The sequence below is a fragment of the Pseudomonas sp. 3B-A001-10F genome, from assembly GCF_056313565.1.
The window spans coordinates 65,867-78,190 of the sequence record NZ_JBQYFW010000014.1 but is presented as its reverse complement, the minus strand read 5'-3'; the positions used below and the strand labels follow the sequence as shown (position 1 = coordinate 78,190).

Sequence of the window (12,324 nt, the reverse complement as noted above, 5' to 3'; positions counted from 1 at the left end):
TCCTCAGACCCGACCGAGGGCAAAGCCCTTGGCCACGTGGTTGCGAACAAACCAGATCACCAGCATGCCCGGCAGAATGGTCAACACCCCCGCCGCTGCCAGCACGCCCCAATCGATACCCGAAGCGGACACCGTACGCGTCATCACCGCCGCAATCGGCTTGGCGTTTACCGAGGTCAACGTGCGCGCGAGCAGCAATTCGACCCAGGAAAACATGAAGCAAAAAAACGCCGTAACGCCGATGCCGGAGCCGATCAGCGGGATGAAAATCTTCACGAAGAACTTGGGGAAACTGTAGCCGTCGATGTAGGCGGTTTCGTCGATTTCCTTCGGCACGCCGGACATGAAGCCCTCCAGAATCCACACCGCCAGCGGCACGTTAAACAGGCAGTGCGCCAAGGCCACGGCGATATGCGTGTCGAACAGGCCAATCGACGAATACAACTGAAAGAACGGCAGCAGAAACACCGCCGGCGGCGCCATGCGGTTGGTCAGCAGCCAGAAGAACAGGTGCTTGTCGCCGAGAAAACGGTAGCGCGAAAACGCATACGCCGCCGGCAACGCCACGCTCAGCGAGATCACCGTGTTCAAACTCACGTAATACAGCGAGTTGAGATAACCGGTGTACCAGCTCGGGTCGGTGAAGATCACCTTGTAGTTCGCCAGCGTAAAGGCCTGTGGGAAAAGCGTCAGGCCGCCGAGGATTTCGGTGTTGCTCTTGAACGACATGTTCAACAGCCAGTAGATCGGCACCAGCAGGAACAGGATGTACACCAGCAACGGAATAATCTTTCTCTTGCTCATGGCCGGGCCTCAGCGGTTGGCGTCGGAGTGCGTCATGGCGGTGTAGAACAGCCAGGACACCAACAGGATGATCAGGAAGTACACCAGCGAAAACGCCGCTGCCGGACCGAGGTCGAATTGCCCTACGGCCATCTGGGTCAGCGTCTGACTCAAGAAAGTCGTGGCGTTGCCCGGCCCGCCGCCGGTGAGCACGAACGGCTCGGTGTAGATCATGAAACTGTCCATGAAGCGCAGCATCACTGCGATCAGCAGCACGCTCTTCAGCTTGGGCAACTGAATATGCCGGAACACCGCCCAGGCCGAGGCACGGTCGATGCGCGCGGCCTGGTAATACACGTCGGGAATCGCGCGCAATCCGGAGAAACACAGCAGCGCCACCAGTGAAGTCCAGTGCCAGACGTCCATCACCAGCACCGTCACCCAAGCGTCCATGGTGTTGGCGGCGTAGTTGTAGCTGATGCCCATGGCATTGAGGCTCGAACCGAGCAGGCCGATATCCGCGCGGCCAAAGATCTGCCAAATGGTGCCAACCACGTTCCATGGGATCAGCAACGGAATCGCCAGAATGATCAGCACCACCGACGACCAGCGGCCCTTGGTTGGCATCGTCAGCGCAACGGCAATACCCAGCGGAATTTCAATCAGCAACACGCACGCCGAATAGATGAACTGGCGCAGCAATGAGTCGTGCAAACGCGGATCGAGCAGCACTTGCTTGTACCAGTCGGCGCCGACGAAGTAGCGGCTGGACTGATCGAAAATGTCCTGCACCGAATAGTTGACCACGGTCATCATCGGGATCACCGCACTGAATGCCACCAGCAGGAACACCGGCAATACCAGCCACCAGGCCTTGTTGTTCTGCACCTTGTTCATGGCTGCACCTCATCGTCGGCTTCGAGCAGAAACTCATCGGCATAGACCATCAGCCACTGCGCCGGAAAACTGATGTACGCCGTACCCTGGGGCACCGGTTTGTCTTCGGCCAGGCGCACTTTCAACGGCGCGCCGTCGAGGTCGAGGGTCATGATCTTGTAGGTGCCGAGGTCTTCGACGTGTACGACCCTGGCCTGCATCGCGTCATCAAACGGCTCGTCCCAGACATGAATAAACTCGGGACGGATGCCGACCTTCAGATTTTTCCACTGGCCGTGTTCGATATGTCGCTGCATCGCGTCAGACAGCGGCAGATGCGTCGAGGCGAAACCGACGCCGCCGGGTTGCGGCTGCACGTCGATCAGGTTCATGCCGGGGCTGCCGATGAAATAGCCGACAAAGGTATGGCTCGGCCGCTCGAACAGTTCCCGAGGCGTGCCGAACTGGACGATCTGGCCGCCGTACATCACCGCAATCTTGTCGGCGAAGGTCGATGCTTCCAGTTGATCGTGGGTGACGTAGACCATGGTGATGTTGAACTGCTCGTGGATCTGCTTGAGCTTGCGCCGCAGTTTCCACTTCAGGTGCGGGTCGATCACCGTCAGCGGTTCGTCGAAGAGGATCGCCGAAACGTCGTCGCGGACCAGACCACGGCCCATCGAGACTTTCTGTTTTTCGTCGGCGGTGAGGTTGCGCGCCTTTTTGCTCAGCAGGTTTTGCAGGTCGAGGACTTCGGCAATTTCCTGCACCTTGCTGTGCACTTTCGCCTCGGCCATGCCCTGATTGCGCAGGGGGAAGGCGAGGTTATCGAACACGGTCATGGTGTCGTAAACCACCGGAAACTGGAAAACCTGAGCGATGTTGCGCTTCTCTGGCGTCAGGTCATTCACCGCTTTACCATCGAACAACACGTGGCCCTGCGAAGGGCTGAGCAGCCCGGAAATGATGTTGAGCAAGGTCGACTTGCCGCAACCCGACGGCCCGAGCAATGCATAGGCGCCGCCCTGCTCCCAGACGTGATCCATCTCGCGGATCGCGTAATCTTCCGCGCCGCTCGGGGTTTTGCTGTAGCTGTGGGCGAGGTGTTGCAAACGGATTTCGGCCATCAGGCAACCCTCGCGACACGCCGGCCCGGTGCTTGCACCAGCCGGCCCTGCGCATCGAAAACGAACAGTTTGTGGGTCGGGATGTAAATGCGGATCGGCGCATCGACGTCGTATTCGTGAACGCCGGGCAGGTGCAGCACCAGCAGGAAATGCTCGTTGCGCACGTGCAGGAAGGTTTCCGAACCGCTGATCTCGGCGACTTCGACGGTGACCGCCAATTCCAGATCGTCATCGTTGCTCGGCACCAGCGAAATGTGGCTGGGGCGCACGCCAAAACGGAATTCGCCCTCGCCCACTGGGCGCAGATCAACGTTCAACGGGAAGTGTACGAAGTTGGCAAAACTCACTTCGTTGCCGGCAATGCGCCCGGGCATCAGGTTGATCGGTGGCTCGGAGAACAACTCGGCGGCGAGCACGCTTTGTGGTTGGTGATACACCGAGGTCGACGGGCCGCTCTGAATCACCCGGCCTTCGTGAAGAATGGTCGTGGTGCCGCCGAGTGCCAGCGCTTCGTTGGGCTCGGTGGTGGCGTAGATCGCGATGGTGTGGCGCGCCTTGAACAGCTCGCGCATTTCCTGGCGCAGCTCTTCGCGCAGTTTGTAGTCGAGGTTGACCAGCGGCTCATCGAAGAGGATCAGCTCGGCGTCCTTGACCAGCGCACGAGCCATGGCGGTGCGCTGCTGTTGACCACCGGAGAGTTCCAGCGGGTAGCGCTGCAGAAACTTCTCGATGCGCAGCATCTTCGCGGTTTCCTGCACTTTGCTGTGGATGATCTCTTTCGACACACCGGCCTGACGCAGCGGCGAGGCGATGTTTTCGAACACGGTCATCGTCGGGTAGTTGATGAACTGCTGATAGACCATCGACACGTTGCGCAGACGCACCGGACGTTGGGTAACGTCGACGCCGTTCATCAGGATGCGGCCGCTGTCCGGTTTGTCCAGACCGGCCATTAAACGCATGAGGCTGGTTTTGCCGGACAGCGTGCGGCCGAGCAAAACGTTGAAAGAACCAGGTTCGAATTTCAGGCACGCATCGTCGATCCAGATCTGGCCCTCGACGGTACGGCTGACGTGCTCCAGGGTGAGTGACATGGCTCGGCCTTTTTATTATTGGAGTCAAGCGACCTGTGCACGGGAGCGAGTTTCGTGCCAGAAATAGCAAGTGATTGATTTGTCGCGAAAATCATTGAAAGCGCGGAGAACAGGCGTTCACTGCTGAACACATTTGAACAGTTGGGCGATTGACAATGAACAATAGTGAACAACACTCTATGAACGCTTTTTGCCCGATCTCGTAAACACGGAAGATCCCTGTAGGAGTGAGCCGGCTCGCGATAGCGGTGTGTCAGTCAATGCAAATCCGTCTGATAGACCGCTATCGCGAGCAGGCTCACTCCTACAGGGATCTGTGCAGGTTTCGAAGATCGGGTTCATAACAACAATAAAAATCGCTGCATCAGAGGCCCACTGCCATGGCCGCACCTGCCCCGCCGCTGTCCCACGACGCGATCGTCCAGACGTCCTGGCAACGTTGCCGCGCGTTCGGTCTCGACCACCAAAGCACGCCAGCCTTCGATCAACTGCCCGCCGCCGGCATCGCGCAGTTGCTCGACAGCCACCATTCACTGGTGCAGACCACGCACCAGGAAGTCCTGCCCTATTACGAAAACATCCTCAGCAATTCCAACTGCCTGATCATGCTTGCCGACAATCAAGGTCAGGTGCTGACCTCGTGGGGCACGCAGCGGTTTATCGAACCGAATCTGGCGCGGGGGTTTCAGGCTGGGGCGAGCTGGATGGAGCGCACCAGCGGCACCAATGCGATCGGCACGGCGCTGGCCTGCGAACAAGCGGTGCATATCGAACACGATGAGCACTTTCTCAAGGCCAACCGTTTCATGACCGGTTCCGCTGCGCCGATTTTTGACGCTGAGCGCAAGGTGATCGCGGTGCTTGATGTGTCCAGCGACAGCTACCTGCCGCCCTCGCACACTTTGGGCATGGTCAAGATGATGAGCCAGACCGTGGAAAACCGGCTGATCCTCAACCTGTTCCATGGTCAGCATTTTCAACTGACCTTCAACACCGGGTTGAACAACCTCGACAGTCAGTGGGCCGGGTTGTTGATCTTTGATGAGAGCGGTCAAGTGCTGTCGGCCAATCGTCGCGCCGACAATCTGCTCGGTGTGCGCTTGTCGCGGGTCAGCGTTGAAAGTCTGTTCAAGGTGTCACTGCTGGAGTTGATCAATCAGCCCGACGGGTTGCCGTTTGCCTTGCAGACGTCCGGGCGTAACCGTTTTCAATGTTTGTTGAAGCGGCCGAAACAGGCGCCAATTCAGCCTCGGGTGTTTGCCGAACCGAAAAGCATTGAAGTGCCATTAAAACCACCCGCGGGCGCTATCAGCCTCAGCACCCTGCACTTCGGCGACAGTCGCGTGGAGAAAGCTGTGCGCCAGGCTGAGCGTTTGCTGGAGAAAGACATTCCGCTGCTGATCCATGGCGAAACCGGTGTCGGCAAAGAGGTCTTCGTCAAAGCTCTGCATCAGGCCAGCTCGCGCAGCAAACAGGCGTTTATCGCCGTCAACTGCGCGGCGATCCCCGCCGAACTGGTGGAATCCGAATTATTCGGTTACGAGAAAGGCGCGTTCACCGGCGCGAATCAGAAAGGCAGCATCGGACTGATTCGCAAGGCGGACAAAGGCACGTTGTTCCTTGATGAGATTGGCGATATGCCGTTGCCGACGCAGGCGCGGTTGTTGCGGGTGCTGCAGGAGCGTTGCGTGCAGCCGGTGGGCAGCAGCGAGTTGTTTGCGGTGGATTTGCGGATCATTTCGGCGACTAACCGCTCCTTACGCGAACAAGTGCAATTGGGACGGTTTCGTGAGGATTTGTATTACCGCATTGGTGGACTGACGCTGGAACTGCCGCCGCTGCGCGAGCGCAGTGATAAAGAGGCGTTGTTTAAACGGTTGTGGGAACAGCATCGCGAGCCGACGCAGTGGGCGGGGTTGAGCCAAGAGGTGCTGGAACTGTTCAGCCGTCATCCGTGGCCGGGGAATTTGCGTCAGGTCAGCAGTGTGATGCAGGTGGCGTTGGCGATGGCTGAGGAGCAGCCGGTGAGGCTGGAGCATTTGCCGGATGATTTTTTTGTTGATCTGGAGATGGAGCCGGTGGAGAGCGCGGCGCCGTTGGGGGTTGATTTGAATGATGTGGAAGCGTTGAACCGGGAGTTGAAAGCGGCCGGGGGGAATATTTCGCACCTGGCGCGACGGTTGGGGGTGAGTCGGAATACGCTTTACAAGCGGTTGCGGCAGATTGAAGGTTGAGTGAACCGCCCTTTCCCTCACCCCAGCCCTCTCCCTGTATGTACCGGAGACATGGTGGACACATGTTCGGAGACATGGTGGACGGTTTTAGATCTTCTTACCTGCCGTCACGATCTTCAAGTTCAAGTCGATTCGGGCGATACGGTGTCTACTCCAGTAGACATCGTGGATGCCGTCCTCCGTCGTTTCCCTGATAGCCACTGACCTCCCGTGAAACGCCTTTCCGACGGTGTATTCACGGTTGCCCCAGTAGATCTCGCCCTTCACCTGAACCTTCCTGACCACATCCCCATCATCGTACTCAGGCGCCGCCGGTTGCTCCTGATATTCCCGTGGGCTGCTGCTGTAGCGAGTAGCAGGAACCTGCATGCCCAGTGCTTGATGCGGGCGCTTCTGGTTGTAAATCTCACGCCAGATATCAAACGCCCGTTGCGCATCGTCCAGATCGATGAAGAGCTGGCCTTGCAGGACTTCCCTTTTCAGGCTGCGGTGGAAGCGCTCCAGCTTTCCCTGGGTTTGCGGGTGATAAGGTCGGGAGTGGCCGACCTTGATGCCCTGGCTCATCAGCCAGACCTCCAGTGCTGTATAAACACCTGTCTGATCACCCCATGGCGAACCGTTGTCCATCGTCATGCGTAAAGGCAGGCCGAAGCGCCGAAAGGTCCGGATTAGATGCTCCTGAACGGTTTGGCGCTGCTCATTGATGCATGCCGCGATGCACAGCGAAAACCGTGAATGATCGTCCAATATCGTCAACGGATGGCAACGCCCCTGAGCCAGGCTGATATGTCCCTTGAAGTCCATCTGCCAAAGATCGTTGGGCGCTTCATGCTCGAACCGGATAAACGGTTTGATCTCAGCGGCCTTTGGATCAACGCGCGAATGACGCTGTAAAACCGCATGCACGGTACTGACCGAAGGCATCACTTTGCCGTCGTCTTCCAGCACACGCTTGAGCTTGCGAGCGCCCCAAGCGGCGTACTCCTGACTCACGGTCAGAATCTGCTGCTCAACATCGTCAGCGCAACGTTTGGGTGATGTCTTTGGTCGTCGAGACTGATCGATCAATCCCTCTGCACCTGAGGTTTCAAACCTGTTGAGCCATTTGTAGGCAGTGCTTGGGCTGATATTGAATCGGCGGCAAAGCTGCCGAATATTGGCCCCTTCCTGCTGAGCCAAAAGCACGAATTCTGTACGAAGCTGCACGGTGGACACCTCTTCCCAAGACACAGGTCATCTCCTTCACGATGAACAATGTGTCTATTAAAAAGTGTCCACCATGTCTCCGAACACCTGTCCACCATGTGTCCGGTACATACACTCCCAGAGGTAGAGGGAGCTGACCGAGGTATCTGGCGCTGGACATCGACCTGAAAGATCGTGGCGATTATGGATTCGGTGCAAATCGACCAGGTCGGCGTATCTATTGAGCATCCCCCATTCAGTCCCCTCTCCTGGGGGAGAGGGCTAGGGTGAGGGCGAAAATTCCGGCTCAACATGCGCAACCGACGCCGCCTCCAATGTGCGCAACCCGACCAACACAACAACCACCATCATGATCCCTGCCCCAATCGCCACGCCGAACCCGGCCCGTGCACCCCAGCCATCAATGACCAGCCCCGCCAGCATGCCGCCCAGCGCAACGCCAATGCTGATACCGGTAGTCATCCACGTCAGCCCCTCAGTAATCCTCGACGGCGGGATGATGATCGTCCCCAGCTTCATGACCACCACCATCGTCGGCGCAAACGAGATGCCGGCAATAAACAGCGTCGCTGAAAGGACATAAACGTCCGCTGCAAAAATCGGCAATACGCCGGTGAACGCCGTGACCAGTATTCCGATCAGGAACTGTTTTTCGATCGCCAGGGAAACCCTCATCGCGCCAAACGTCAGGCCCGCCACCAGTGAGCCGAACGCATAAGCAGCGAGGATGAAGGTCGCCGCCCCCGGCCAGCCTTGCGCATTGGCGAAGGCGACAACAGCGACATCGATTGCTCCGCCAATGACCCCCATCGCTAACAACGCGAGGACAATGGTGCGCACGCCGGAGATCAGCAAGGTCGAGCCACTATGGCTGGCGTGGCCCACGACAACCTTGGGTTCAGTCTGGCGCTGCAGGAGAAATGCTGTCACCCCGACGGCCAACAGCCCGACCGCAACCAGCGGCCCGGCTTCGGCGAAAAAGCTCACGCTCAGACCGATCGCCAGTGGCGGGCCGATGATGTAGGCGAGTTCGGTCAGGACCGTGTCCAGCGAGAACGCCGTGTGCAACTGCGGCTTGCCCCGGAACAACTGCGACCATCGCGCGCGGATCATCGATGGCATGCTCGGCATCGTCCCCGCCAAGGCTGCCAGTACAAAGAACACCGCGGCGGGCGCTCTCAGGTGAACGGCGGTGATCAGCGCCAGCAGCATGGCAATGCTGAACGCGGTGACGATGGGCAGTACGCGACTCTGGCCATGTTGATCGACCAGTCGCGAGATGTGCGGGCCGAGCAACGCATTGGCCAGGGTGAAAGTACCGGCGACTGCGCCGGCCAGCCAGTACACCCCGGTTTGCTGCACCAGCATGGTGATGATGCCGATGCCGATCATTGCCTGAGGCAAGCGTGCAATGGAACTCGCGAGCACTAGCCCGGTGGCGCCGGGGGTGGTTAGCAGTTCGCGGTAGTGATTGGCCATGGTGTTTCCCTTACATGATCGTCACCACTCAGCATCCGGCTGAGCGCGTTGCCGACATCAAGACCTACGCGAACGTCAAAAGCAACCCTCACCCCAGCCCTCTCCCAGAGGGAGAGGGGGCTGACCGAGGTGTCTCAAGTCATCCATCGACCTGAAAAAAGGAGTCGAATATGGATTCAGAGCAGGCCGGCCAGGTCCGAGTACATCGACCTGAAAGAACCAGTCGATTATGGATTCGGTGCAGCACGTTCAGGTCGGCGTATTTCTTGAGCATCCCCCATTCGGTCCCCTCTCCCTCTGGGAGAGGGTTAGGGTGAGGGGCTTTCTCGCCGCCAAACAAAAACCCGCACTAGGCGGGTTTTGTTTTGAAGCCAAACACAGCAATCAGTCAGCCAAACGCCAGGTAGTCCCACCCTTGCCGTCTTCCAACACAACGCCCATCGCAGTGAGCTGATCACGAATCCGATCCGACTCAGCCCAATCCTTACCCGCACGTGCTGCCAGACGCGCCGCAATCAACGAATCAACCTCAGCCGCATCGACACGCCCTTCAGCGCCCGCCTGCAAAAAGTCATCGGCTTCGAGCTGCAACACACCCAACACGCTCGCCAGCTCTTTCAGACGCGCCGCCAGACCTGCCGCCGCATCGAGATCGCTCTCACGCAGACGGTTGATCTCACGCACCATCTCAAACAACACCGCGCAAGCTTCCGGCGTGCCGAAGTCGTCGTTCATCACCGTGGTGAAACGTTCGACGAAGGCTTCGCCGCCAGCCGGCGCCACAGTCGGCAAACCTTTCAACGCGTGGTAGAAACGCTCGAGGGCGCCTTTGGCGTCCTTGAGGTTGTCTTCCGAGTAGTTGATCGCGCTGCGGTAGTGGCTCGACACCAGCAGGTAACGCACGACTTCCGGGTGATACTTTTCCAGCACGTCGCGAATGGTGAAGAAGTTGTTCAAGGACTTGGACATCTTCTCGCCATTGATGCGGATCATGCCGCAATGCATCCACGCGTTGGCGTAGGTCTTGCCGGTGGCCGCTTCGCTCTGGGCGATTTCGTTTTCGTGGTGCGGGAACTCGAGGTCGCTGCCGCCGCCATGAATGTCGAAGGTCTCACCGAGGCAGCAGGTGGACATCACCGAGCACTCGATGTGCCAGCCCGGACGCCCGGCGCCCCACGGCGATTCCCAGCTTGGCTCGCCCGGCTTGGCGGCTTTCCACAGCACGAAGTCCAGCGGGTCCTGTTTCGACTCGTCGACTTCGATGCGCGCGCCGATGCGCAGGTCTTCGATTTTCTTGCGCGACAGCTTGCCGTAGCCCATGAACTTAGCAACGCGGTAGTACACGTCGCCATTGCCCGGCGCGTAGGCGTAACCCTTGTCGATCAAGGTCTGGATCATCGCGTGCATGCCCGGAATGTGATCCGTGGCGCGCGGTTCCATGTCCGGCTTCTTGATGTTCAGGCGCGCTTCGTCTTCGTGCATCGCGGCGATCATGCGCTCGGTCAACGCTTCGAACGATTCACCGTTCTCGTTGGCGCGGTTGATGATCTTGTCGTCGATGTCGGTGATGTTGCGCACGTAGGTCAGGTCGTAGCCGCTGAACCGCAACCAGCGGGTCACCAGGTCGAAAGCGACCATGCTGCGGCCGTGGCCAAGGTGGCAGTAGTCGTACACGGTCATCCCGCAGACGTACATGCGCACCTTGTTGCCATCCAGCGGTTTGAAGACTTCTTTGCTCTTGGTGAGCGTGTTGTAGATCGTTAGCACGTTATTTCCCTTGACGCTGAATCACTGGCCCCACGAATCACGCAGGGTCACGGTACGGTTGAATACCGGCTGACCTGGTTTCGAGTCCTTCATATCAGCAACGAAGTAGCCTTCGCGCTCGAACTGGAAACGGTCTTCCGGCTGTGCATTGCCAAGCGATGGCTCAGCACGACAACCGGTGAGTACCTGCAGCGAATCAGGGTTGATGTTGTCGAGGAAACTCGCGCTGTCTTCAGCCTTCTCAGGGTTGGCCGAACGGAACAGACGATCGTACAGACGCACTTCGCACTCGACGCTGGCCGCGGCCGGCACCCAGTGGATCACGCCTTTGACCTTGCGGCCTTCAGGGTTCTTGCCGAGGGTTTCCGGGTCGTACGAGCAACGCAGTTCGACGATGTTGCCATCGGCGTCCTTGATCGCTTCGTCGGCACGGATCACGTAGCTGCCGCGCAGACGCACTTCACCGGCCGGTTCCAGGCGCTTGTAGCCCTTCGGCGGCTCTTCCATGAAGTCATCACGGTCGATGTAGATTTCCCGGGCGAATGGCAGCGCGCGTACGCCCATGTCTTCTTTCGGGTGGCGCGGCAGTTCGAGGTTCTCGACCTGGCCTTCCGGGTAATTGGTGATGACGACTTTCAGCGGACGCAGTACGCACATGGCGCGTGGCGCGGTCTGGTCGAGGTCGTCACGGATGCTGAATTCGAGCATGCCGAAGTCGACCACGCCGTCGGAACGGTTGGTGCCGATCATTTCGCAGAAGTTGCGGATCGATTTCGGCGTGTAGCCACGGCGGCGGAAGCCCGACAGCGTGGACATGCGCGGATCGTCCCAGCCGTTGACGTGCTTTTCATCGACCAGTTGCTTGAGCTTGCGCTTGCTGGTGATGGTGTAGTTGAGGTTCAGACGGCTGAACTCGTACTGACGCGGGTGCGCCGGCACTGGCAATGCGTCGAGGAACCACTCGTACAGCGGACGATGGCTTTCGAATTCCAGGGTGCAGATCGAGTGGGTGATGCCTTCGATGGCGTCCGACTGACCGTGGGTGAAGTCGTAGTTCGGGTAGATGCACCACTTGTCGCCGGTCTGGTGGTGATGCGCGTGGCGGATGCGATACATGATCGGGTCGCGCAGGTTCATGTTCGGCGAGGCCATGTCGATCTTCGCGCGCAGCACGCGGGCGCCGTCCGGGAACTCACCGGCACGCATACGCGCAAACCAGTCGAGGTTCTCTTCTACCGAACGGTCGCGGAACGGGCTGTTCTTGCCCGGCTCGGTCAGGCTGCCACGGTATTCCTTGGCCTGCTCTGGGGTCAGGTCGTCGACATAAGCCTTGCCGGCCTTGATCAGCTCAACGGCCCAATCGTGCAACTGGTCAAAATACTGCGAGGCGTAGCGCACTTCACCGGACCACTCGAAGCCCAGCCATTTGACGTCGCTTTCGATCGCGTCGATGTATTCCTGGTCTTCCTTGGCCGGGTTGGTGTCGTCGAAACGCAGGTGCGTGACGCCGCCGAACTCCTGGGCCAGGCCGAAGTTCACGCAGATCGACTTGGCGTGGCCGATGTGCAGGTAGCCGTTGGGCTCAGGCGGGAAACGGGTGACGATCTGGGTGTGCTTGCCCGAGTCCAGGTCTGCCTGGATGATCGGCCGCAGGAAATTGACCGGCACGGCAGGGCCGGACTTGGCATTCGAGGTAGGGTCGACAGTGGGCTTGCTCATAGGATCCTTGACTTACATGTGCGCGGCCGCAGAGGGGGC

At 59.0% G+C, this 12,324-nt stretch carries 9 protein-coding genes; 1 reads left to right on the top strand and 8 read right to left on the bottom strand.

The features are described from left to right. Positions 1 to 3: 3 nt before the first annotated feature. The 4 genes from AC0ZWN_RS15065 to AC0ZWN_RS15050 are packed head-to-tail and all read right to left on the bottom strand — an operon-like array spanning position 4 to position 3,880. The gene (locus tag AC0ZWN_RS15065) at positions 4 to 804 is read right to left on the bottom strand and encodes a carbohydrate ABC transporter permease (RefSeq protein ID WP_093434233.1); all 801 of its coding nucleotides are present in this window, start codon (positions 802 to 804) and stop codon (positions 4 to 6) included. A 9-nt stretch (positions 805 to 813) separates the two neighbouring features. Next, positions 814 to 1,680, bottom strand: coding sequence for a carbohydrate ABC transporter permease (locus tag AC0ZWN_RS15060; protein ID WP_007912484.1), 867 nt, complete (start codon positions 1,678 to 1,680; stop codon positions 814 to 816). Further along, entirely contained in the window at positions 1,677 to 2,786 is a 1,110-nt protein-coding gene (locus AC0ZWN_RS15055) for an ABC transporter ATP-binding protein (RefSeq protein WP_108225644.1), read from the bottom strand. Before AC0ZWN_RS15055 ends, AC0ZWN_RS15060 begins: the two co-directional genes overlap by 4 nt. Next, positions 2,786 to 3,880 carry an ABC transporter ATP-binding protein gene (locus tag AC0ZWN_RS15050; protein ID WP_095048092.1) on the bottom strand — a complete coding sequence of 365 codons (1,095 nt, stop codon included), beginning with the start codon at positions 3,878 to 3,880 and terminating at the stop codon, positions 2,786 to 2,788. The genes AC0ZWN_RS15055 and AC0ZWN_RS15050 overlap by 1 nt, the downstream gene beginning before the upstream one ends. A gap of 380 nt (positions 3,881 to 4,260) precedes the next feature. On the opposite strand from AC0ZWN_RS15050, the gene AC0ZWN_RS15045 reads away from it, so the two are divergent. Then, the gene (locus AC0ZWN_RS15045; protein ID WP_476335587.1) at positions 4,261 to 6,114 is read left to right on the top strand and encodes a sigma-54-dependent Fis family transcriptional regulator; all 1,854 of its coding nucleotides are present in this window, start codon (positions 4,261 to 4,263) and stop codon (positions 6,112 to 6,114) included. A gap of 87 nt (positions 6,115 to 6,201) precedes the next feature. On the opposite strand, the gene AC0ZWN_RS15040 is transcribed toward AC0ZWN_RS15045, so the two are convergent. From AC0ZWN_RS15040 to AC0ZWN_RS15025, 4 genes are all read right to left on the bottom strand, one after another. Continuing rightward, positions 6,202 to 7,344 carry an IS481 family transposase gene (locus AC0ZWN_RS15040; protein ID WP_099758035.1) on the bottom strand — a complete coding sequence of 381 codons (1,143 nt, stop codon included), beginning with the start codon at positions 7,342 to 7,344 and terminating at the stop codon, positions 6,202 to 6,204. A 237-nt stretch (positions 7,345 to 7,581) separates the two neighbouring features. Next, positions 7,582 to 8,799, bottom strand: a complete 1,218-nt coding sequence (locus AC0ZWN_RS15035) for an MFS transporter (RefSeq protein WP_476335586.1) — start codon at positions 8,797 to 8,799, stop codon at positions 7,582 to 7,584. Between the two features lie 384 nt (positions 8,800 to 9,183). Continuing rightward, positions 9,184 to 10,566, bottom strand: coding sequence for a cysteine--tRNA ligase (gene cysS / locus AC0ZWN_RS15030; RefSeq protein WP_476335584.1), 1,383 nt, complete (start codon positions 10,564 to 10,566; stop codon positions 9,184 to 9,186). 21 nt (positions 10,567 to 10,587) lie between these two features. Next, complete coding sequence (locus AC0ZWN_RS15025) at positions 10,588 to 12,285, bottom strand: glutamine--tRNA ligase/YqeY domain fusion protein (protein ID WP_320413179.1); 1,698 nt, start codon at positions 12,283 to 12,285, stop codon at positions 10,588 to 10,590. Positions 12,286 to 12,324 lie beyond the last annotated feature (39 nt).

Coding starts and splice junctions, on each gene's coding strand:
- AC0ZWN_RS15050 (WP_095048092.1), bottom strand. CDS start 3,880: ATGTCACTCACCCTGGAGCACGTCAGCCGTACCGTCGAGGGCCAGATC.
- AC0ZWN_RS15045 (WP_476335587.1), top strand. CDS start 4,261: ATGGCCGCACCTGCCCCGCCGCTGTCCCACGACGCGATCGTCCAGACG.
- AC0ZWN_RS15060 (WP_007912484.1), bottom strand. CDS start 1,680: ATGAACAAGGTGCAGAACAACAAGGCCTGGTGGCTGGTATTGCCGGTG.
- AC0ZWN_RS15065 (WP_093434233.1), bottom strand. CDS start 804: ATGAGCAAGAGAAAGATTATTCCGTTGCTGGTGTACATCCTGTTCCTG.
- AC0ZWN_RS15025 (WP_320413179.1), bottom strand. CDS start 12,285: ATGAGCAAGCCCACTGTCGACCCTACCTCGAATGCCAAGTCCGGCCCT.
- AC0ZWN_RS15035 (WP_476335586.1), bottom strand. CDS start 8,799: ATGGCCAATCACTACCGCGAACTGCTAACCACCCCCGGCGCCACCGGG.
- AC0ZWN_RS15055 (WP_108225644.1), bottom strand. CDS start 2,786: ATGGCCGAAATCCGTTTGCAACACCTCGCCCACAGCTACAGCAAAACC.